Source organism: Streptosporangium saharense (assembly GCF_014203715.1).
GTDB classification, from domain to species: domain Bacteria; phylum Actinomycetota; class Actinomycetes; order Streptosporangiales; family Streptosporangiaceae; genus Streptosporangium; species Streptosporangium saharense.
In genome coordinates, this window is sequence record NZ_JACHJP010000004.1 from 328,394 (window position 1) to 348,707 (window position 20,314).

Here is a 20,314-nt window from a genome sequence, read left to right on the forward strand (position 1 = left end):
TACCGATGACGGACGGCTTCGTCTACGAGGCCCAGCCGATGCGGGTGGTCTTCGGCGCGGGCAGCACGGCTGTGCTCCCCGCCGAGGCGGAGCGGCTCGGGATGCGGCGCGCCCTGGTGCTGTCCACCCCGCAGCAGCGGGGACTGGCCACCCGGGTGGCGGCGCTGCTCGGCGAACGCGCGGCGGGCGTGTTCGACGGGGCGCGGATGCACGTGCCCGTCGAGACCGTCGCCGCCGCCGAGGCGGCCGTGGCGGAGGCGGACGCGGACGGCTGCGTCGCCGTCGGCGGCGGCTCGACGGTCGGCCTTGGCAAGGCGCTCGCGCTGCGCCGGGCGCTGCCGGTGCTCGCGCTGCCCACGACCTACGCGGGCTCGGAGATGACGCCCATCTGGGGGCTCACCGAGAACGCGGAGAAGAGGACGGGCCGCGACCCGGCCGTGATGCCCAGGAGCGTGGTCTACGACCCGGACCTGACCATGACGCTTCCCGCCGCCGTCTCGGTGACCAGCGGGATCAACGCGCTCGCCCACGCCGTGGAGGCTCTCTACGCCCCCGACGGCTCCCCGGTGGTCGCGGCGATGGCCGAGCGGGGCGTCCGCGACCTCGCGAACGCCCTGCCGCTGCTGGCCGACGACCCCGGCGACCGGGCCGGGCGCAGGGCGGCGCTGTGCGGGGCGTGGCTGTGCGGGGCCTGCCTCGGTGCGACCACGATGGGCCTGCACCACAAGCTGTGCCACGTCCTGGGCGGCATGTTCGACCTGCCGCACGCCGAGACCCACGCGATCGTGCTTCCGCACGTCGCCGCCCTCAACCTGCCCGCCGCCCCCGAGGCGGACGCCGCACTGCGCCGCGTCCTCGACACCGACGACGTGCCCGCCGCCCTGGCGAAGCTCACGGCCCTGGCGACGCGCCTGGGTGCCCCCGGCGGTCTCCAGGAGCTGGGGGTCGCCGAAGACGATCTTCCCCGGGTTGCCGACGAGGTGCTGGCCAGGCCGTACGCCAACCCGTGGCCGGTGGGCAGACGGGACCTGCTGGGACTCCTGCACGCCGCGCACCGGGGAGGCACGTCATGAGCGAACAGGAACGCAGGGAGACCGCCCTGCTCGATCGGGTTCTCGGGTCCTTCGACGGGTGCCGGGACCCCAGGCTCGGGGAGGTGATGCGCTCGCTGGTGCGCCACCTGCACGGTTTCCTGCGGGAGACGCGCCTCACCGAGGAGGAGTGGGAGCGGGCCATCGCCTTCCTCACCGCGACCGGGCACATCACCGACGCCAGACGGCAGGAGTTCATCCTGCTCTCCGACGTGCTCGGTGCCTCGATGCAGACCATCACGATCAACAACGAGGCCGAGGGCGACGCGACGGAGGCCACGGTCTTCGGGCCGTTCTTCGTCGAGGACAGCCCCCGGGTGCCGGTCGGCGGCGACATCTCCTTCGGCGCGGCCGGGGAGCCGTGCTGGGTCGAGGGAACCGTCGTCGACACGACGGGCAGGCCAGTGCCCGGCGCCAGGATCGAGGTCTGGGAGGCCGACGAGGACGGGAGATACGACGTCCAGTACGACGACGGGCGCACGGCCGCCAGGGCGCATCTTTTCAGTGACGCCGACGGGCACTACGCGTTCTGGGGGGTCACGCCGACGCCGTACCCGATCCCGCACGACGGCCCGGTCGGCGCCCTGCTTGCCGCCGTGGGCCGCTCCCCGATGCGCGCCGCCCACCTGCACTTCATGGTCACCGCGCCGGGACTCAGGCGGCTGGTGACGCACATCTTCGTCAGGGGCGACGAATTCCTCGGCCGCGACAGCGTCTTCGGCGTCAAGGAGTCGCTGGTCAAGGACTTCGAGCGCCAGCCGTACGGCACGGCGACCCCGGACGGCCGTCACGTCGAGGGCACCTGGTCCAGGACGCGCTTCGACATCGTGCTCGCCCGCGCGGAGGTGTGAGATGTCCGGTTCCGCGTTCCTGTACGGCTCGGCCAGGACACCCTTCGGGCGTTTCGGCGGCGGCCTGGCCGGGATCAGGCCGGACGACCTGGCCGCCGGGGTCATCCGGGGACTCCTGACCGGCCTCGATCCGGGCGTGATCGACGAGGTCGTGTGGGGCAACGCCAACGGCGCCGGGGAGGAGAACCGCAACGTCGCCAGGATGGCCGCGCTGCTGGCGGGACTGCCGGTCTCGGTCCCCGGCACGACCGTCAACCGGCTCTGCGGCTCCTCCCTCGACGCGGCGATGACGGGCTCGCGCATGATCGAGACCGGTGACGCCGAGATCGTGCTGACCGGCGGCGTCGAGTCGATGACCAGGGCGCCCTGGGTGCTGCCCAAGCCCTCCCGCGCCTTTCCTGCGGGGGACGTCACCGCTGTCTCGACCACGCTCGGCTGGCGGCTGGTCAACCCGGCCATGCCGAAGGAGTGGACCGTCTCCCTCGGCGAGGCGAACGAGCAGCTCCGGGAGCGCTTCGGCATCTCCCGCGAACGCCAGGACGCCTTCGCCGTCCGCTCCCACCGGCTCGCGCACACCGCCTGGGAGCAGGGCTTCTACGACGACCTGGTCCTCCCGGTGCCCGGCACCGACCTCACCCGCGATGAGTCCGTACGGCCAGGCACGAGCGTCGAGGCGCTCGCCGCGCTGAAGCCCGCCTTCCGCGCGGACGGCACGATCACGGCGGGCAACGCCTCCCCGCTCAGCGACGGCGCGGGCGCGGTGCTGCTCGGCTCCGAGCGGGCCGCCGACGTCCTCGGGCGCACGCCGATCGCCAGGATCGCGGGCCGGGGTACGGCGGCGCTCGACCCGAGGATGTTCGGCTACGCCCCCGTCGAGGCCGCCGACCTGGCGTTACGCCGGGCCGGGGTCGGGTGGGGCCGGGTCGGCGCGGTCGAGCTCAACGAGGCCTTCGCGGTCCAGGCGCTCGCCTGCGTGGACGCCTGGGGCGTCGATCCCGGCATCGTGAACACCCGGGGCGGCGCCATCGCGATCGGCCACCCGCTGGGCGCCTCGGGGAGCCGCGTGCTGGGGACGCTGGCGAAGGTGCTCGTCGAACGCGGCGAACGCTGGGGCGTCGCGGCCCTCTGCATCGGCGTCGGCCAGGGTCTCGCGGTCGTCCTGGAGAACGTCAGAATCTGAACCCGGTTTGTTTATGAACCAAGTTCATATATGCTGACCGGCATGATCACGGAGGAGAAGCGAGCACAGCGCAGGGCCCACATCGCGGACACGGCGATGCGCCTTTTCGCCGAGCGGGGGTTCGACGCGGTAACCGTCAACGAGGTCGCCGAGGCGGCCGGGGTCGTCAAGGCGACCCTGTTCGGCTACTTCCCGACCAAGGAGTCCCTGGTCCTGCACGTGCTCGACGACGACCTCGCGCGGGTCGTCGCCGAGCGCGTGCCGGGCCAGACGCCGCTGCGCGCGCTGCGCGAGCACTACCACGGCGCCGTCGCCGAGCCCGCGGGCTCCTATGTCCCCGAGCTGCGCGCCATGGTGCGGGTCATCCAGCGGAGCCCCGCGCTGGTCGCCGGTGTCAGCCGATTCCGTGGCGAGCAGGCCGAGGCCCTGGTCAAGGCCCTCGTCGAGGCGGGCGAACCCGACGGCATCCGCGTCCGGCTGATGGCCGCGCACATCGTCACCGCGGTCAGCACCGTCCAGGAGACGTTCTTCCAGCGCCTGACGGACGGCATGACCCCGCTGGCCGCGGGCAGGCTCGTCGGCGGCGACCTCGACCTCGCGTTCGACCTGCTGGAGCGGGCCTTCGGCGAATTCAGCGAGTTCGGCGGGGACGAGAGGTGAGGCGCGCACGAGGCGTCACCTACGAGACCGGTTTCCTGCCCGGCAACGCCAGCCGCCCGGAGTGGCACCCGGAGGCGGTCGAGCGCGACATCCGGGTCATCGCCGACGAACTGCACTGCACCGCCGTGCGCGTCACCGGCGGCACGCCGGAGCGGCTCTCGCTCGCCGCCGAACTGGCCGCCGAGGCGGGCCTCGAAGTGTGGTTCTCCCCCTTCCCCGTGGACCTGGGCGCCGCCGAGACGCTCGCCCTGTACGCCGACTGCGCCCGGCGGGCCGAGGCCATCCGGAGGGCGGGCGCCGAGGTCGTCCTCGTTCCCGGCTGCGAGACCAGTGCCTTCGGCAACGGGTTCCTGCCCGGGGCCACCTACGGGGACCGGCTGACCGCCATGGCCGGTGCGGACCTGGCCTGGTGGCGGTCACTCGGCCCGGTGATGGAGCGCCTCAACGCCTTCCTGGGCGAGGCGGCCAAGGTGTCCAGGGAGCACTTCGGCGGCCGGGTGACGTACGCCGCGGGCCCCTGGGAGTTCGTCGACTGGACCCCGTTCGACCTGGTCGGCGTGGACGCCTACCGGGCCGCGTACAACGCCGCCGACTTCGCCGACGAGCTGCGCGGCCTCCTCCGTCACGGTAAGCCGGTGGCCGTGACGGAGTTCGGCACCTGCCCCTACGCGGGAGCCGGGGACCGTGGCGGGATGGCCTGGCACGTCCCCGAGGGCGCCGTCCGCGACGAGACCGAGCAGGTCCGCTACTTCACCGAGCTGACGGACGCCTTCGAGGAGGCGGGAGTCGACACCTCCTTCTGGTTCACCTTCGCGACCTACAACCGCACCGGGCACGCCGCCCTGGGCTCCTACGGCGTCGTCGAGACGCTGGACGCGACAACCTGGCGGCCCAGGGAGGTCTTCCACACCATGGCCACCCGCTACGCGCCCTAGGCGGCCAGGCCCCGGGAGATGCCTCGGGCGGCCGTCACGACGGCGGGGACCAGGCGGTGGACGGCGGGGTCGGGGCCGACCACGGAGAGGCTGGCGACGACCCGGCCCCGCACGTCGGTGATCGGCGTCGCCACCGAGTAGGCCCCCGTGCTCATCTCCTCCCGCACGACGGCGACGCCCGTCCTGCGGCACTCGGCCAGCGCCGTCCGCAACTCGGTCACGTCGGTGACCGTCGTGGCGGTGAACCGGGGCAGGCTGTCCCTGACGATCTCGGCGAAAAGGTCCTCGTCAGCGTGCGCGAGCAGCACCTTGCCCACGGCGGAGGCGTGCAGCGGCAGCCGTCCGCCCACCTGCGACAGGACCGGGATCGCGTCGGTCGCGGAGATCCGCTCGACGACGAGGGCCTCGCCGCCGTCGAGGACGGCGAGCTGCACGTGCTGCCGGGTCGCGGCATGCAGGTCCTCCATGAACGGCATCGCGCGCACCCGCAGCGGCAGCCCGCGCGGGTTGAGCGTGCCCAGCTCCCACAGCCGCAGGCCGATCACGTAGGTGCCGCGCGGGGTGCGTTCGAGCGCTCCCCAGCAGGTCAGCTCGCCGACGAGGCGGTGCGCGGTCGCGTGCCGCAGGCCGGTGACGCGGCAGATCCTGGCGAGCGTCAGCTCCGGCTGCGCCGGGGTGAACGCGCCAAGGATCGCCAGTGCCCGGGACGTGACCGTGCGACCACGGTCGGTGCTGTTGGCCATGTGTATCACCTGTTCACGCTGGTCTTCCTCCCCATTGTGTGCTTTGTCCAACACGGTCGGCCAGAAAGGGGTCCGTCCAACGGACAACGTGCTGCGGCGTGCCGTACCCGCCACGGATCGTTGGGGCAGCCCGCCGGAGAGTCCACCTCTGGCGACCGGCGCACCCCGCCGCCTCGTCGGCGGGACGTTCGCGCCCCCGTCACCGCCCTCGGCGGCACCGCCGGTTTCCCCCTTTTGATCGACAGGAGTGTGCCAATGGGCATCAGCGACACCGGGCCACGGGTGGCCGTGGTCGGCGGGGGGATCGGGGGCCTCGCCGCCGCGGCGTTCCTCGACCGCGCCGGGATCGACGTGACCGTCTACGAGCAGGCCAGGGAGCTGACCGAGGTGGGCGCGGGCCTCGTCGTCTCGCCCAACGCGGTACGGCTGCTGCGCCGCCTCGGCCAGTTCGAGCGGCTGCGGGAACGCGCGGTCGCGCTGCGGGTCGGCTGGGAGTTCCGGCGCTGGGCCGACGGGCGCGTGCTGTTCTCCCAGCGGCTCGGCGAGGAGTGCGAGCGCCGGTACGGCGAGCAGTGCTACGTCACCCACCGGGCCGACCTGCTCGACGTGGTCAGGGCGGCGGTCCCCGGGCGGGCGCTGCGGCTCGGCAGCCGTCTCGTCGATCTGGAGCGGCGGCCCGAAGGTGTCCTGTTGACCTTCGCCGACGGGACGCGGACGACGGCGGACGTCGTCGTGGGTGCCGACGGGGTGCACACGACCGTGGGACGGTTCGTGGGCCAGGCGGGGCCGCCGAGGTTCTCCGGGATGTGCGCCTACCGCTGCCTGGTTCCCGCAGAACGCGCCCCCGCGTTCGCGCTGCGCCCGGTGCAGACGCTCTGGCTGGGGCCGGGCCGCCACCTCGTGCACTACCCGATCTCCGCGGGCGCACAGGTCAACGTGGTCGCCTTCGGCCCGGCCCACGACTGGACTACCGAGTCGTGGTCGGCGGAGGGCCGTGTCGAGGACCTGCGGGCGGAGTTCGCCGGGTGGGCCGACGAGCTGACCGACCTGCTCGCAGCCGCCGACCACACCGGCCAGTGGGCGCTTCTCGACCGCGATCCGCTGCCCCGCTGGACCAACGGCCCCGTCACGCTGGTCGGCGACGCTGCCCACCCCATGTTCCCCTTCTACGCCCAGGGCGCCGCCCAGGCCCTTGAGGACGCCGCGGTCCTAGCCCACTGCCTGGCCGAACGGCCACAGGAACCGCGGGGGGCCCTCGAACGCTACGAGCGGCTGCGCCGTACCCGGGCGACCCAGGTGCAGCGGGCCAGCAGGGACAGGGCCGAGACCAACCACCTGCCCGACGGACCGGCCCAGCGGGCCAGGGACGCCTCGTTCGCCAACGAGGACCCGCTGACACACAACGGATGGATCTACGGCCACGACCCCGCGACCACGCTCGCGTCGGACGGCCACGACATGAGGGATGCCGCACATGACTGACCGCACACGTGCCCGGCGCGGGGCCGTGGCCCTCGGCGCGGGCCTCCTGCTGGGCCTCACCGGCTGCTCGGCGCAGGAAGCCGTCCAGAAGCCGGTTCCGAGTACGGCCAAGCTCCCGGGCCTGGACGTCGCGCAGCGCACGCTGAGCGACTACGTCGGGGGCACGCCCGGCGCCGCCGACAAGGCGAAACCGCCCGTCTACATCGGGTTCGTCACCCAGCAGGGCGGCATCCCGAGCTTCCCCGAGGCCCAGGCCGCGGCGCAGGCGGCGGTGGCGTTCGCCAACGACAAACTGGGCGGCGTCCAGGGCCGCCCGCTCGAACTCGTCCCCTGCGTCGTCGTCTCCGCCCAGGAGGAGGCGCTCAACTGCGCGCAGCGGATGGCCGGCGACGAGCGGATCAACGTCGTCCAGCTCAGCCTGCTGACCGTCGGAACCGCCTCCGTCTACGAGACCCTTGCCGGTCGCAAGGCTGTCGTCGGGCAGACCCCCGCCTCCCCGACGGACGTCGCCGCCCGCGACGTCTACCAGCCCTGGCCCGGCTCGTACGGCATCCAGGGCGGCATCGCGAAATACGTCGCCGAGGTGCTGAAGGCCAAGAACGTCGCCGTGGTCTACGACGGCGACGACCCCGGGTCCGCCTTCGGCGCCAAGTCGGTCGCCGCCGCGTTTGGCCAGCTCGGGGTCACGTTCAAGCAGGTCGCCACCCAGACCGGCTCCGCCGACGTCGCCTCGGCCCTCGTCTCAGCCGGGGCGCTCACCGCCGACGCCGTGGTGCGGATCTCCAACACGCCGAGCTGCGTGCCGACCGCGCGAGCCGTACAGCAACTCGGGGTGAAGGCACCGGTGATCGCCCTCGACTTCTGCACCGATGATTCGGTACGGCAGGCGAACGGTGGTGACCTGCCCAAATGGACATATGTCGGGCAGTCGCGCAACGTGCTGTCCCCGGAGACGGACGAGCAGGCCGCGATCTACCGCAGCGCCATGGAGGCCTACGCCCCCGGCGCCAAGGTCGGCGGGCTCGCCCCCTACGCCTGGGACTCGATCATCCTCGACGTGAAGATGCTCAACCAGCTCGGCGCCACCCCCACCCCGGAGCAGGTCTCCGGCTGGTGGAAGGGGTTCGGTGGCCCGCTGTTCCTCGGTCCCGAGAAGGTCGGCTGCGGCTTCCTCGCCGACAAGGGCCTGCCCTCGCTCTGCTCGACCACGGTCTTCCTGAGCCCCTACCTGGGTGACGGCAAATGGGAACGTTCCGTCGAGGTGAACGCCGAGAGCATCGGTCTCGCGCGATGACGTCGTCGCTCGGTCCGGAACAGGTCCTCGCCTTCGTGGCGCTCGGCCTGGGGTACGGCGCGCTCATCGCCGGGCTCGCCACGGGGCTGGTGGTGACCTACCGCTCCTCGGGCGTCATCAACGTCGCCGCTGGTGCGACCGCCGCCCTGGTCGCCTACGTCTACTCCGAACTGCGCACCACCGGCGTCCCGTTCGCCCTGGTGATCGGCCTGGTCGTGGCGGCCGTCCTCGGTGCCCTGCAGTACCTGCTGGTCTACCGGCCGCTGGCCAAGGCCGGGCCGCTCGCCAAGCTCGTCGCGTCCTCGGGCGTGCTGCTGACGGCGCAGGCGGTGATCGTGCTGCGCTGGGGCGCCGACCCGGTCGCGGCCCCGGCGATCCTGCCGCAGGAGACGGTTGACCTGCTCGGCGTCTCGATCCCCCAGGACCGCCTGCTCCTGGCCGGGCTGGTGATCGTGGCGACGGCCCTGCTGTGGGCGCTGTACCGCCACACCCGCTTCGGGATCGCGACCAGGGCGACCGCCGACAGCGCCAAGGGCTCGGTGCTGCTCGGCCTGTCCACCGGCCGCCTCGAAGTGGCCAACTGGGTGATCGCGAGCGTGCTCGGCGGCCTGTTCGGCATGCTCGCCGCCCCGACGACCCAGTTGCAGCCGACGACCTTCACGCTGCTGGTCGTCCCGGTGCTGACCGCCGCCCTGCTCGGCGGCTTCTCCTCGTTCGGCGTCACCGTCGCCACCGCGTTCGGGCTCGGCGTGGTGAACTCGCTGATCGCCCTGCTCCAGGGGCAGTCGTGGTTCCCGCAGGTCGAGGGAACGCCGCTGCCCGGCGTGACCGAACTGGTGCCCTTCCTGGTGCTCGCCGTCACCCTCTACCTCAGGGGACGCGCGCTGCCCGACCGGCTGACCGCCGTCGCGCCCCCGATGCCCCGCGCGCCCCGGCCCCGGCGCGCCGGTCCCGCCATGGCCGTGGGGGCCGTGGTCGCCGTCGCGGCCCTGGCCGGGCTCCCGTTCGACTGGCGTCAGGCGCTGGTCAACTCCATGCTCGGGGCCGTCCTCTGCCTGTCGGTAGTCGTCACGACGGGCTTCGTCGGCCAGATCTCCTTCGCCCAGATGGCCGTCGCCGGGGCCGCCGGATACGTGATGGCCACGGTCGGCGGGGACCTGGGCCTGCCGTTCCCGCTGCCCCCGCTCGCCGGGATCGCCGCCGCGGTGCTGACGAGCCTGCTGTTCTCGGTGCCCGCCAGGAGAGTGCGCGGCCTCCAACTGGCGGTGCTGACCCTGGCCGGGGGTGTGGCCGCCCAGCGGTTCTGGTTCGGCAACCCGCAGTGGGGCAGCGGCCTGCGGCCCGCGAACGTCGCGCCGATCACGGTCTTCGGGATGGAGATCTCCCCGTCCCGCTCGTTCTGGGGGACGGAACCGCCCAGCCAGGGCTTCGGCCTCGTCGTCCTGGCCGCCCTGCTGGGGTGCGTGTTCCTGGTGGCGTGGCTGCGGCGCTCCGACCTCGGCGCGCGCATGCTGGCCGTACGCTCCAGTGAGGCCGCAGCCGCCGCGACCGGCGTGAACGTCGGCGCCGTCAAGACCCTCGCCTTCGCGATCGGCGGGCTGCTGGCGGGCGTCGCCGGGGTGCTCTACGGCTACACCTTCACCGGCGTCAGCGCCGACCGCTTCGGGCCGCTGACCTCCATCGCGTTCTTCGGCGTCGCCGTGCTCGGCGGGGTCGGAACCGTCGGCGGCGCGCTCGTCGGCGGCCTGCTGGTCGCGCAGGGCCTGCTGTTCCACGCCGTGACCACGTGGTTCGGCATACCCCCCGACTACCAGCCGCTGTTCGCCGGGCTCGCGGTGGTCCTGACCGTGATCGGCTCGCCGGACGGCGTGGCGGTGAGCGTCGCCGACGCGGCCCGTTCCCTGCGGGTACGGCGACTCGCTCTGGGGGAGTCATGACCGTGCCGTTGCTGCGCGCCGAGGCGCTGTCGCTGTACTACGGCGGCGTGTGCGCGCTCAGGAGGATCGACGTCGAGATCATGCCCGGCGAACTGGTCGGGGTGATCGGCCCCAACGGCGCGGGCAAGAGCACCCTGCTCGACGCGATCACCGGATTCGCCCCGCTCACGGATGGTTCCCTCACCTTCGAGGGCCGGGACCTCCGGCGCCACGGCCCCACCCAACGGGCCCGGATGGGGGTGGCCAGGACCTGGCAGACGCTCCAGCTCTTCGAGGACCTGACGGTCGCGGAGAACGTCCGCACCGCCGTCGGCCGCCACTCCGTCAGCCCTCTCGTACGGCTCGGCATCGACCGGCTGGCGGAGCGGATGCCCGGCGAGCTGTCCCACGGGCAGCGCGTCCTGGTCGGCGTCGCCCGCGCGCTGGCCGGGTCCCCGAAGCTGCTGCTGATGGACGAACCGGCGGCCGGACTCGACGGACACGAACGCGCCCTGCTGGGGGAGATCCTGCGCGACGTCGTCGCCTCCGGCACCTCGGTCGTCCTCGTGGACCACGACATGCCGCTCGTGCTGGGGATCTGCGACCGGGTGTGCGTCCTCGACTTCGGCGAGGTCATCACCGACGGCCCCCCGCATGCCGTACGGCACGACCCCGCTGTCATCGCGGCCTACCTGGGAGCTGACGAGGGCGAGGACTCCGAAAGCCCGGACGGTTCCGGAATCGGGAAGGAGGCGGTTCGGTGAGTCTGCTCGACGTTCGGGGGCTGACGGCCGGGTACGGGGCCGTGCCCGTCGTGCGGGACGTCGGTCTCTCGGTGGAACGCGGGGAGCTGGTCGCCCTGCTCGGTGCCAACGGCGCGGGCAAGACCACGACACTCCTGGCGATCTCCGGCCTGGTCGGTCTCCAGGCGGGGGAGATCACCCTGGACGGCAGGCCGGTCACCGCCCTGACGCCCGCGCGACGTGCCAGGGCGGGCATCCAGCACGTCCCCGAGGACCGCTCGCTGTTCCCCTCCCTGACCGTGGACGAGACGATCAGGCTCGCCTGCCGTACACGACGGGCGCCAGGATGGGTGCTCGACCTCTTCCCCGCGCTGGAGCGGCTCGGCGGGCGCAGGGTCGCCGCGCTCTCCGGTGGGGAGCAGCAGATGCTCGCCCTCGCGCGGGCCCTGTGCCGTGACCCGAGCCTGCTGGTCGTGGACGAGATGAGCCTCGGACTGGCCCCGCTGGTCGTCAACGCCTTCTTCCCCGTGCTCCGCCGGGTCGCAGCCGAGCGGGGATGCGGGGTGCTCATCGTCGAGCAGCACGTGCACGTGGCGCTGCGGTGGGTGGACCGCGTCCACGTCATGGCGGGCGGGACGGTCGCGGCCTCGGGAACCGTCGAGGAGATGCGGCCAAGGATCGACGAACTCGCGGGCGCCTACCTCGGGCCGTCCGCCTACCCCACAGAAGGAGACAAACCATGAAGGTCTTTGACGTCCGTGGCATCACCGAGGGTGTCGACGCCGCGCTCGCGGTCGTCGAGAACCCGAAACACCGGCACGTGCTGAAGAACTACCGCAGGCACGCGCTCCTTGAGGTCTCCGGCTACTGGGAGGACATCCTCATCCCGACCATGACCGTGGCCCACCCGGTCTACCGGCTCACCGAGCGCGGCAGGACCACGGTGTGCGACGGCATGGCCGAGGTGCGCGACTTCTACGAGGCCATCGTCACCCAGGGGGTCAACGTCTTCGGCGCCCTTGAGGAGGAGGTCGCCGTCTCCGACCACGGCCTCTTCATCGAGGCCGTGTTCGCCCAGGTGGTCCGGGGCACCGACCCGGCGCTGGCCGGGGAGGACGTCGATCCTCAGGGGACCTACCAGGTGTCGCACAACTTCGCCGCCTGCTGGCCGTACCGTGACGGGCTGCTCGTCGGCGAGCGCATCTACGACGACTGCGGAAGCTGGCGGGTGGACGAGGTGGACGCGTCCGCGCTGGTCTCCCCGGCCAGGGCGCGGGAACTGCTGGCACCGCTCCTGGAGCAGAGCCCGCTCAAGGAGATCGAAGAAGGCCTGGCCCTGTTCGCCTGAGGAGCTCGATAGAGCCCGATGAGCTCGGAGAAGCTCGATGGGGCTCGGAGGGACTTGGAGGGGCCCGGAAGGGCTTCGATGGAAGATTTCGATGGAAGACGAGGACACCGTGCGACACATCGACGTCCACGCGCACTTCTCCCCGCCGAGCACGCCGGACGAGCGTCGGCGGACGTGGCAGGCCATGCTCGGCAGGGGGATCTACTTCCCGGAACCCTACGAATGGTCCCTGGAACGGACGCTCGCCCACATGGACGCCTCGGGAATCGCCATGCAGCTCCTGAGCAACATCCCGGGCTCGGCGTCAGCCGTACGGGCCTCCAACGACTACGGGGCCACGCTCGTGGCGGACCATCCGTCGCGCTTCGGTCTCCTGGCGGGGCTGGCGACCGAGGACCCTGACGAGGCCCTGCGGGAGGCGCGGCGGGCCCGTGAGCTTCTCGACGCCGACGGGTTCGCCGTCACGGCAGACCGGCACGGCGTCCACCTGGGCGACGATGCGCTCACGCCGCTGTGGGAACGGCTCGACGACTGGGGGGCCGTGGTGTTCGTCCACCCGGAGGCCCGGCGCCCCGCCGTCCTCGGTCACCCGGCGCCGCTGTACGAGGTGGCCTTCGAGACCGCGAGAACCGTCTTCGACATGCTGTTCCGCAGGACGTTCAGCCGCTATCCGAACATCACCTTCGTCATCGCCCACTGCGGGGGCGCCTTCCCCGCGCTGACCGGACGGCTGCGCCTGCTCGGCGACGAGGCGTGGGTGCCGCACGGGATAACTCCGGAGGAGATCGACGCGCAGGTCTCCCGGCTCTACGTGGACACGGCGGCGACCGCCGCGGCCTCGTCACTGCTCCCCGCGATGGCGACAGTCGGCGCCGACCACATCGTCTACGGCAGCGACTGGGGCGCCCCCTGCACGACCGAGGCCTCCGCCGAGGCCAACCTGCGCGACCTGGCGGGCTGCGGCACCCTGTCAGCCGAGGAGGCGGAGGGCGTCATGCGCCGCGCGGCGGACCTGTTCCCCCGTGCCGCCCGACGACTTTCCGGTACGGCGGTCGCCCGCCCGCCTGCCGGTCGGTAGTCGAACCTGGAGGGGGACAGGGCTCCGTGACGCCAGGCCGTACAGCCCGGACACCGGACCGCCCGCCGGACGCCTTCGCTAACCTGGACCCGATGCCCTGGTTCCGGGACCCTGGCGTCAGAGCCCTGACCCCGCCGTTCGACGAAAGGCCGCAGATGCCGCGTGACAACGCCGGTCCCGACTTCATCGAGGCGTTGGCCCGTGGGCTCGACGTGCTCAGGTGCTTCGGCACGCGGCGGGTGCCGATGTCCCTCACCGATGTCGCGACCGCCTCCGGCCTGGCCAGGCCGACCGCCCGGCGCATCATCCTCACCCTCGAAAGCCTGGGATATGTACGGCATGTCCCCGGCGGCGTGGTCCTCACCCCCCGCGTGCTCGAACTCGGCATGGCCTACACCCTGTCCACCGGGCTCTGGGAGATCGCCCGCCCCCACCTGGGTGACCTGGTCGCCCAGACCAACCAGGCAGCCTCCATCGCCCAGCTCGACGGGGCCGACATCCTCTACGTCGCCCGCGTCGAGGTGCCCAAGGTCGTCTCCGTCCGGATCGACGTCGGGACCCGGCTGCCCGCCGCCAGCACCGCCCTGGGGAAGGTCCTGCTCGCCGCCCTCGACGCCGACGCCCTGGACGCGGCCCTGGCCACCCCCGCCCGTTCGGCGATCACCCCCCACCGGCGCGGGAACACCGACGACCTGAAGGCCGAACTCCGCGAGATCCGGGCCCGGGGCTGGGCCTCGACCGACGAGGAGGTCGCCGCGGGGGTCCGTTCCGTCGCGGCCCCACTGCGCGACGGGGACGGCAGGACCATCGCGGCGGTCAACGTCACCGCCATCACCGCCGAGGTCAGCCACGCGCGACTGATCGACGAACTGCTCCCCCTCCTCCTGCGCGCGGCCGGTGCGATCAGCCGCGACTACGAGCTCATCCACTCCGCTCCCCAGCGTATGGTGACCCCCGTCGAACCTGTGTACGAGTCTGTGGAAACTGTGGATAACTCGTTCGACCACTAGCTCGCGTAGTCCCGCAGGGCGATGTTCTCCGCGACCTTGCGGGTCTTCGCGACCATCATCTTCTTGCCCGGCATGTACGGCATGACCTTGTAGTACTGCTTGAGGAACGCGGACAGGAGACGGCTCTCGGGGACCATGTAGCCCGCCACCCCGTCGCCCATCTTCTGGCAGCCCAGGGCGTAGTCCCGCATCGCCTCCTCGTAGCGGCCGAAGGCCACCCGGTGGTCACCGTGCGCGGCGGCCAGCTCCCCGGCCAGGACGTAGGCACCGATGAGCGCGAGCCCGGAACCCATGCCGGACAGGGAGGAGGGGCAGTAGGCGGCGTCGCCGACCAGGGCCACCCGGCCCCGGGTCCAGTTGTCCATGCGGACCTGACCGACCGAGTCGAAGTAGAAGTCGGGCGCATGGCGCATCTCCTGCAGCAACCGGTCACTCTGCCAGCCGTTGCCCGCGAAGTGCTTGGCCAGTACGGCCTGCTGCTGCTCCACGTCGCGACGGAAGAGGTCCAGCGGCGGAGAGGCGAAGTAGAAGACGGCCCTGGCCTCGGCGTTGCCGTTGGCGGTGTACATCGAGACCAGCTTGCCCGGCGTGAGATAGGCGTGCCCGGTGCGGTCGAGCCCGAGGTGGTTGCCGACGGTGAAGATAGAGCAGTAGACGCCCAGGTGCTTGACGAAGTTCTCCTCCGGCCCGAAGGTCAGGCGCCGGGTGTTCGAGTGCAGCCCGTCGGCGCCGATCACCAGGTCGAACCTGCGCGGCGCCCCCCGCTCGAAGGTCACGTTCACCCCGTCGGCGTCCTCGGTCAGCGAGGTGATGGAGTCACCGAAGATGTACTCGGTACGGTCCTTGGTCGCGTCGTAGAGGACGCGGGCCAGGTCACCCCGGAGAATCTCGACGTCCCCGGAGAACAGGTCGTCGGGCATCCTCGCCTGGTGCTTGCCCTCGCTGTTCACGTACCACGTCGAGGTGATGTCCGTCTGGACGGCTTCGAGCCTGTCGAGGATCCCCATCTGCCGCAGGACCGACAGGTGAGCCTCCCCCCGGAAGTCGACGGCGTGGCCACCCTCACGCAGCGCCGGGGCACGCTCCACGATCGTGGGCTTGAAACCGTGCCGGTCGAGCCAGTAGGCGAGCGCGGGCCCGGCGACGGAGGCACCGGAGATCAGGACGTTGAGGCTTCTCATGCCGCACACTCTCGCCCGCCCCCCTCACCGCCCCCTCACCGCGCGCTCACCACCTCCACGAGCCCCCCACCTCCACGAGCCCCCCACCAGGCCCATCCCCGCGCACTCGCCATCTCCACGAGACTCTTCGCCAAGGCGTTCACCGTACGCTCGCCACCTTCACGAGACCCTCACCGCCCCACGGAACTCCCCGCCAGGGCTCTCAACGTGCGCTCACCACCTCCACAAGGCTCTCCGGCAGGCCGATCAGGCGGAGCGCGTCCGTCCCCGAGGCCCCGGTCACGGCTGTCGCGGAGTCCATGGCCTGCCGGAAACGCTCCCTGGCCGTGGCCCGGTCACCACGTGTGTCGGCGAGGCGGCCGAGTCCGGCGAGCAGCCGTACCCGGTTGCCCGCGCTCCTGATCCAGAGCGGGTCGATCCGATCCAGCGCCTCGGCGTAGTCGCGCTCCGCCTCGGCGAGGTCGCCCACCCGCAGGGCGATGTCCCCGAGCCCGCGCAGGGCGGCCCCGATGCAGTTCGAGCTGCCCGCCCTGCGGGCCAGGGCGGCGGCCCTGACATAGTCGGCGCGGGCCGCCTCGACGTCGGTCTCGACGAGGTGGTCGCCCCGGTTGACCAGCAGGTCGGCGCCGTCCTCAAGGGCTCCGAGTTCCTCGGTGAGGGCGAGCGCCTCGTCGATCAGCGCGACCGCCCGCGCATAGTCACCGTGCATGACCGCCAGACCGGAGAGCGCGTCCAGGGCCAGCGCGGTACCCCACCGATCCCCAAGCGCACGGAACTCCTCGACGGCCTCCCCCCAGGCACGCTCAGCCCCGCGGCCGTCGCTCCCGCCGATGGACTCCCCCAGCGACCCGAACCCCTGCACGTATCGGGCGGCCGCCCGCGCCCACGCCTCCGGGCAGTCCCGCTGGGCGGTGAGCAGCGCGAACGCCTCCATCGCGCTCGCCCCGCCCGTGTTGCGCATCATCCACGGCAGCAGGACGGCCGGATACCGTCCAGGCCGGTCGCCCGGCCACGCGTCGGCCAGCGCCCGTCCCGCCGCCGCGCGGTGCAGCCGCCACAGCTCCTGCCCCCCGGAGCAGGAGGCGGCCAGCAGCACGCACACCGCGTACTCCTCCCCGAGCCCGGCGGGCGGCCCCTCACCCACCGCGTCGAGCAGCGCGACGCCGTACGGCGTGACAGAGGGGGAGACGCCACGGATCCACAGGTAGGTCGAGGCCGAGGCGAGCAGCTCAAGCCCCATGGCCACGTCCGAGGACTCGACGGCCCAGCGCACCGCCGCCAGCAGGTCGCCGTGCTCACGCGCCAGGACCTCAAGCCACCCCAACTGCTCCGCCCGCAGAAGGTACGGCCCGGCGACCCTCAGCAGGTCGAGGACGTTGCGCGCGTGCGCACGCCGTACGGCATCGGCCTCCCCGGCCGCGTCGAGCTGTTCCGCACCGTAGGCCCGGATGGTCTCCAACATCCGGTAACGCCCGCCGACGACCTCAAGGAGCGACTTGTCGACCAGGGAGTCGAGTGTCTCGTCGTCGATGTCGCACACCCGCGACGCGGCCTCGGCACTCGCGCCCCCGGCGAAGACGGTGAAGCGCCGCGCTGCCCGCTGTTCGGCCTCCGACAGCAGGTCCCAGCTCCACGCGACCACCGCGCGCAGCGTCCTGTGCCTCTCCTGCGCGGTACGGCTGCCGCGCGCCGCGACGGCGAGCTTGTCGTCGAGCCGCCCCGCGAGGTCGTCGAGCTCCAGAGTGCGAAGCCTGGCCGCGGCGAGCTCGATGGCCAGCGGCAGGTTGTCGAGAGCGGCGCAGATCCGCCGCACAATGCCCTCGTCGGCCGTGCCGGCGACAGCGAAGCCACGCCGTACGGCACGGGCCCGGTCGGTGAACAGCCGTACGGCCGCCTCGTCGTCGAGCGGGCGCACCTGCCACAGGTGCTCCCCGGTGATACCGAGCGGCTCCCTGCTGGTCGCCAGCACCCGCAGCCGGGGGCAGGTGGCCAGCAGCCGTGCCACCAGCGGGGCCACCTCCTCCACCAGGTGCTCGCAGTTGTCCAGGACGAACAGGAGCACCCGGTCGGCGAGCGCCGCGATCAGGCGGTCAACCGGCCGCTGCTCCCCGGCCTCCATCCGCAGGCCGTTCTCCCGCAGGCCGAGCGCCCCCAGCAGCGCCTGCGGCAGCTCGGCACCGCTCCGCAACGCGGCGAGCTCCACGAAGCACACGTCGTCGGCCCGTGCGCCTCCCGCGTCCCCGGCGACCTCGACCGAGAGCCGTGTCTTGCCGACGCCACCGGGACCGACCAGCGTGACCAGCCGGGCCGTACGCAACAGCTCGGCGACCTCGCCCACATCCTCGGCGCGGCCGACGAAGGACGTGAGCTGGGCGGGCGGCGCGACGGGCGGGGGAGACGGGTCGGCGGCCAGCAACTCCCGGTGCAACGCGAGAAGCTCGGCCGAGGGATCGGCGCCCAGCTCGTCGGCCAGATGCCGCCTGGTCTCCTCGAACGCCACAAGCGCCGCGGCCTGCCCACCCTCGGCGAACAACGCGCGCATCAGCAACCCCGTCAGCCGTTCCCGCAGCGGGTGACGGCCGACCAACTCCCGCAGCTCCGGCACGAGCGCGCGGTGCCCGCCGAGCCGCAGGTCACTCTCCGCACGATCCTCAAGCGCCGTGAGCCGCGACTCCTCAAGCCGGACGGCGGCGGGACTCTCGGCGAGATCGTCCAGGGCAGGGCCCCGCCACAGCGCGAGCGCCTCCCGCAGCAGCGTGGCCGCGCGCTCGGCGTCCTCCTCCCGAAGCGCGTCCCGGCCCTCACGCGCCAGCCGTTCGAACCGGAAGGCGTCCACGTCGTCCCGGGGAACCGCGATCCGGTAACCCGCCCCGGCCCGTTCGATCGTCGCCGCCGAGCCCAGGGCCGTACGCAACCGGGACACCTGGGACTGCAACGCGTGCGCGGACAGCGCCTCACCGGGATTGACCTCGTCGGCCAGCCGATCGGCGGAGACCACCTCACCGGCGCTCTCAAGCAGCAACGCGAGCAACCTGCGGCGCGCGGGACCCCCGAGCTGAACCTCACGCCCGTCGTCATGCCACGCACGGGTCTGCCCCAGGATCCCAAACTGCATAAAAGTGATTATCCCCTGTCAGTACTGATGAGTTGATTGATGTCGCTTTGTCGGTAGCGGCGCTGCCCACTCGGGGTCCGAATCGAGGGGATCTTCCCGGTGAGAGACCATCTGTTGACGGTCTTGGGGTCCACCCCGAAGATGTGCGCGACCTCCCCGGGGGTGAGGAGCCGGTCGGTGGTCTCTCCCATGGCGAAGGTCCCGTCGGGCGCGACGGCCTTGGCGGGGGGCTTCTTCTTTGTCCTGTACGGCATGCATGGCCTTCAGTAGCGGAGGTTGTGGAGGATCTCGTCGTGACGTGCCAACGCCCTGACCAACCGCCGCAGGCTGGTACGGCCCAGCACGTCCCGGGCCCCGGCTTCGCGCTGGTCAGGCCGCAGCGGGTCGTAGCGGATAGCCCACCACCGAGGCAGTCCGGGCAGGTCACGCTGCTCGTACCGCCAGCCCGGATGAGTACTGACAAGTACGTCGATCAGCCGTTGCTCGTAATCGGTCATGGTGATCCTCTGTTCGGAGGACAGGGGCATGGATGGGTGCCCGGCCCCGAGCCGGGGAGCACGGACCGGGCACCCGGTAGAGGGACCGGCCCCGCGTCACGAGGCCGGTGCGCGAGGCGGCTCCCCCTTCCCCAACACACCGAGCGCATCGGTGCGGGAGCCGCCTTGCGAAGGTGTGCGGCTCAGACCCCTCCAGACTGAGCCGCACGTTCATGAGGTACGGCGAGCACGAGTTCCTCCGCACGCCGTACCGGCTTCAAGAGCGCAGAAGTCTGCGCAGACCGGGTGGCCGCTGACCGGCCCGGACAGTGGTGGCGGTCCGGAGGCCATGAGCGGTCCGAGCCTGCAAAGCACGGGCAACGGCGACAGCCTGAATACTCGGCGGCACCACCGGGGACGCCTGAGCGCTCAGCTTGCGGTCCAACTCCTCAACCGAGTCGGCCCGCACCAGCAGCACCTTCTTGGGCTCCGGCCTGCTGCGGTAGGCGCTCCACAGCCCGGTCGTCGAGTTGTGGAACACCAACCAGCCGGGATGGGCCTGCTGTACGGCCTCGCAACTCCTCACGCCGCCCTCCCCAACCGACCTTCGACAGGCGACATGTGGAGAATCAGCAGCGTCTCGGCCTCCCGCATCCGCTGCTCCAACCCCTCCACGGTGTCATCGCACACGATCACCGCCTGCGGAGAAGGCCAGGCACACAGACCGAAGAACCGACGCTCACTCAGGCTGTAGAGCACCGCCCATCCAGAGCACGCCTGGTCGAGCGCCTCAGCCTCAGCCCGAGCCGGACCGTCCCACACCCGCCGATACACCGCCGTCACCGGCAGACCGTCGCGATGCCGCCCACCAGGCCGAGACCGCCCGATCACGAAGCCCCTCCCTCAATGGCGGTCCGGGCCTTCTCCTCCTGCTCAGCCACAGCGGCCTGAACCTCCTCGAAGGTGTCGGCGTCCACAGCCGGTTCCACCCCGGCCCGCAACGCCACCCGGGGAAAGGCACGGTTCCGGATGGCCCAGTACCGCCCGGTGTCACTGACGATCAGCCGCCAGCCCGGAATGTTCTCGGGGGCCGGAAGGGACCTGGCGGTCTCCATGGACTTCACCTCCGTTACGTTCGAAATCCCGCCGAACATGAGAGGTGGACGGGATGGCGTTGTGGTGTACGGCTATTTCAATGGAGCCGTAATGCC

Annotated in this window: 21 protein-coding genes; 13 read left to right on the top strand and 8 right to left on the bottom strand. The window is 72.0% G+C overall.

Annotation, left to right across the window (positions count from 1 at the left end; all coding sequences use genetic code 11):
* Window positions 1-5 precede the first annotated feature (5 nt).
* The 5 genes from FHS44_RS21185 to FHS44_RS21205 are packed head-to-tail and all read left to right on the top strand — an operon-like array spanning window position 6 to window position 4,717.
* Window positions 6-1,073: a maleylacetate reductase gene (locus tag FHS44_RS21185; protein ID WP_184717271.1), complete on the top strand. Its 1,068-nt coding sequence runs from the start codon at window positions 6-8 to the stop codon at window positions 1,071-1,073.
* Window positions 1,070-1,942, top strand: coding sequence for a hydroxyquinol 1,2-dioxygenase (locus FHS44_RS21190; RefSeq protein ID WP_184717272.1), 873 nt, complete (start codon window positions 1,070-1,072; stop codon window positions 1,940-1,942). Before FHS44_RS21185 ends, FHS44_RS21190 begins: the two co-directional genes overlap by 4 nt.
* Window position 1,943: 1 nt before the next feature.
* Window positions 1,944-3,122, top strand: coding sequence for a thiolase family protein (locus FHS44_RS21195; RefSeq protein ID WP_184717273.1), 1,179 nt, complete (start codon window positions 1,944-1,946; stop codon window positions 3,120-3,122).
* 42 nt (window positions 3,123-3,164) lie between these two features.
* Window positions 3,165-3,782, top strand: a complete 618-nt coding sequence (locus tag FHS44_RS21200) for a TetR/AcrR family transcriptional regulator (protein ID WP_246435778.1) — start codon at window positions 3,165-3,167, stop codon at window positions 3,780-3,782.
* A complete protein-coding gene (locus FHS44_RS21205; RefSeq protein WP_184717274.1) occupies window positions 3,779-4,717 on the top strand; it encodes a glycoside hydrolase family 113 protein in 939 nt (312 codons plus the stop codon). The genes FHS44_RS21200 and FHS44_RS21205 overlap by 4 nt, the downstream gene beginning before the upstream one ends.
* Here FHS44_RS21205 and FHS44_RS21210 read toward each other — a convergent pair.
* Window positions 4,714-5,460, bottom strand: a complete 747-nt coding sequence (locus FHS44_RS21210) for an IclR family transcriptional regulator (RefSeq protein ID WP_184717275.1) — start codon at window positions 5,458-5,460, stop codon at window positions 4,714-4,716. The two genes, FHS44_RS21205 and FHS44_RS21210, sit on opposite strands and share 4 nt — an antisense overlap.
* A 255-nt stretch (window positions 5,461-5,715) precedes the next feature.
* Between FHS44_RS21210 and FHS44_RS21215 the strand changes: the two genes are divergently transcribed.
* The 8 genes from FHS44_RS21215 to FHS44_RS21250 all read left to right on the top strand — a co-directional run bounded on the left by FHS44_RS21215 (window position 5,716) and on the right by FHS44_RS21250 (window position 14,331).
* Window positions 5,716-6,942, top strand: coding sequence for an FAD-dependent monooxygenase (locus FHS44_RS21215; protein WP_184717276.1), 1,227 nt, complete (start codon window positions 5,716-5,718; stop codon window positions 6,940-6,942).
* The gene (locus tag FHS44_RS21220; protein WP_184717277.1) at window positions 6,935-8,236 is read left to right on the top strand and encodes an ABC transporter substrate-binding protein; all 1,302 of its coding nucleotides are present in this window, start codon (window positions 6,935-6,937) and stop codon (window positions 8,234-8,236) included. Before FHS44_RS21215 ends, FHS44_RS21220 begins: the two co-directional genes overlap by 8 nt.
* Window positions 8,233-10,173, top strand: coding sequence for a branched-chain amino acid ABC transporter permease (locus tag FHS44_RS21225; protein WP_184717279.1), 1,941 nt, complete (start codon window positions 8,233-8,235; stop codon window positions 10,171-10,173). The genes FHS44_RS21220 and FHS44_RS21225 overlap by 4 nt, the downstream gene beginning before the upstream one ends.
* A complete protein-coding gene (locus FHS44_RS21230) occupies window positions 10,170-10,916 on the top strand; it encodes an ABC transporter ATP-binding protein (protein ID WP_184717281.1) in 747 nt (248 codons plus the stop codon). The genes FHS44_RS21225 and FHS44_RS21230 overlap by 4 nt, the downstream gene beginning before the upstream one ends.
* On the top strand, window positions 10,913-11,638 hold the full coding sequence (locus FHS44_RS21235; protein WP_184717283.1) for an ABC transporter ATP-binding protein: 726 nt from the start codon (window positions 10,913-10,915) through the stop codon (window positions 11,636-11,638). Before FHS44_RS21230 ends, FHS44_RS21235 begins: the two co-directional genes overlap by 4 nt.
* Window positions 11,635-12,243, top strand: a complete 609-nt coding sequence (locus FHS44_RS21240; RefSeq protein WP_184717285.1) for a hypothetical protein — start codon at window positions 11,635-11,637, stop codon at window positions 12,241-12,243. The genes FHS44_RS21235 and FHS44_RS21240 overlap by 4 nt, the downstream gene beginning before the upstream one ends.
* Window positions 12,244-12,334: 91 nt before the next feature.
* Window positions 12,335-13,321: an amidohydrolase family protein gene (locus tag FHS44_RS21245; protein WP_184717287.1), complete on the top strand. Its 987-nt coding sequence runs from the start codon at window positions 12,335-12,337 to the stop codon at window positions 13,319-13,321.
* Between the two features lie 92 nt (window positions 13,322-13,413).
* Complete coding sequence (locus FHS44_RS21250; protein WP_246435779.1) at window positions 13,414-14,331, top strand: IclR family transcriptional regulator domain-containing protein; 918 nt, start codon at window positions 13,414-13,416, stop codon at window positions 14,329-14,331.
* Here the strand turns inward: FHS44_RS21250 and FHS44_RS21255 are convergent.
* From FHS44_RS21255 to FHS44_RS21285, 7 genes are all read right to left on the bottom strand, one after another.
* Entirely contained in the window at window positions 14,328-15,512 is a 1,185-nt protein-coding gene (locus FHS44_RS21255; protein ID WP_184717289.1) for an FAD-dependent monooxygenase, read from the bottom strand. The two genes, FHS44_RS21250 and FHS44_RS21255, sit on opposite strands and share 4 nt — an antisense overlap.
* Before the next feature lie 202 nt (window positions 15,513-15,714).
* Complete coding sequence (locus tag FHS44_RS21260) at window positions 15,715-18,627, bottom strand: ATP-binding protein (RefSeq protein ID WP_184717291.1); 2,913 nt, start codon at window positions 18,625-18,627, stop codon at window positions 15,715-15,717.
* Between the two features lie 8 nt (window positions 18,628-18,635).
* Window positions 18,636-18,881, bottom strand: a complete 246-nt coding sequence (locus tag FHS44_RS21265; protein WP_446697302.1) for a BldC family transcriptional regulator — start codon at window positions 18,879-18,881, stop codon at window positions 18,636-18,638.
* A gap of 9 nt (window positions 18,882-18,890) precedes the next feature.
* Entirely contained in the window at window positions 18,891-19,124 is a 234-nt protein-coding gene (locus FHS44_RS21270; RefSeq protein WP_184717293.1) for a hypothetical protein, read from the bottom strand.
* Window positions 19,125-19,380: 256 nt separating this feature from the next.
* Window positions 19,381-19,689 (bottom strand): hypothetical protein, encoded by a 309-nt coding sequence (locus FHS44_RS21275; protein ID WP_184717294.1) that lies wholly within the window; start codon window positions 19,687-19,689, stop codon window positions 19,381-19,383.
* Window positions 19,686-19,946 (bottom strand): hypothetical protein, encoded by a 261-nt coding sequence (locus FHS44_RS21280; protein ID WP_184717295.1) that lies wholly within the window; start codon window positions 19,944-19,946, stop codon window positions 19,686-19,688. The genes FHS44_RS21275 and FHS44_RS21280 overlap by 4 nt, the downstream gene beginning before the upstream one ends.
* A gap of 44 nt (window positions 19,947-19,990) precedes the next feature.
* Window positions 19,991-20,218, bottom strand: a complete 228-nt coding sequence (locus tag FHS44_RS21285) for a hypothetical protein (RefSeq protein WP_184717296.1) — start codon at window positions 20,216-20,218, stop codon at window positions 19,991-19,993.
* Window positions 20,219-20,314: the final 96 nt, after the last annotated feature.

Coding starts and splice junctions, on each gene's coding strand:
- FHS44_RS21185 (WP_184717271.1), top strand. CDS start 6: ATGACGGACGGCTTCGTCTACGAGGCCCAGCCGATGCGGGTGGTCTTC.
- FHS44_RS21190 (WP_184717272.1), top strand. CDS start 1,070: ATGAGCGAACAGGAACGCAGGGAGACCGCCCTGCTCGATCGGGTTCTC.
- FHS44_RS21195 (WP_184717273.1), top strand. CDS start 1,944: ATGTCCGGTTCCGCGTTCCTGTACGGCTCGGCCAGGACACCCTTCGGG.
- FHS44_RS21200 (WP_246435778.1), top strand. CDS start 3,165: ATGATCACGGAGGAGAAGCGAGCACAGCGCAGGGCCCACATCGCGGAC.
- FHS44_RS21210 (WP_184717275.1), bottom strand. CDS start 5,460: ATGGCCAACAGCACCGACCGTGGTCGCACGGTCACGTCCCGGGCACTG.
- FHS44_RS21215 (WP_184717276.1), top strand. CDS start 5,716: ATGGGCATCAGCGACACCGGGCCACGGGTGGCCGTGGTCGGCGGGGGG.
- FHS44_RS21220 (WP_184717277.1), top strand. CDS start 6,935: ATGACTGACCGCACACGTGCCCGGCGCGGGGCCGTGGCCCTCGGCGCG.
- FHS44_RS21225 (WP_184717279.1), top strand. CDS start 8,233: ATGACGTCGTCGCTCGGTCCGGAACAGGTCCTCGCCTTCGTGGCGCTC.
- FHS44_RS21230 (WP_184717281.1), top strand. CDS start 10,170: ATGACCGTGCCGTTGCTGCGCGCCGAGGCGCTGTCGCTGTACTACGGC.
- FHS44_RS21240 (WP_184717285.1), top strand. CDS start 11,635: ATGAAGGTCTTTGACGTCCGTGGCATCACCGAGGGTGTCGACGCCGCG.
- FHS44_RS21245 (WP_184717287.1), top strand. CDS start 12,335: ATGGAAGACGAGGACACCGTGCGACACATCGACGTCCACGCGCACTTC.
- FHS44_RS21250 (WP_246435779.1), top strand. CDS start 13,414: ATGCCCTGGTTCCGGGACCCTGGCGTCAGAGCCCTGACCCCGCCGTTC.
- FHS44_RS21255 (WP_184717289.1), bottom strand. CDS start 15,512: ATGAGAAGCCTCAACGTCCTGATCTCCGGTGCCTCCGTCGCCGGGCCC.
- FHS44_RS21260 (WP_184717291.1), bottom strand. CDS start 18,627: ATGCAGTTTGGGATCCTGGGGCAGACCCGTGCGTGGCATGACGACGGG.
- FHS44_RS21265 (WP_446697302.1), bottom strand. CDS start 18,881: ATGCCGTACAGGACAAAGAAGAAGCCCCCCGCCAAGGCCGTCGCGCCC.
- FHS44_RS21270 (WP_184717293.1), bottom strand. CDS start 19,124: ATGACCGATTACGAGCAACGGCTGATCGACGTACTTGTCAGTACTCAT.
- FHS44_RS21285 (WP_184717296.1), bottom strand. CDS start 20,218: ATGGAGACCGCCAGGTCCCTTCCGGCCCCCGAGAACATTCCGGGCTGG.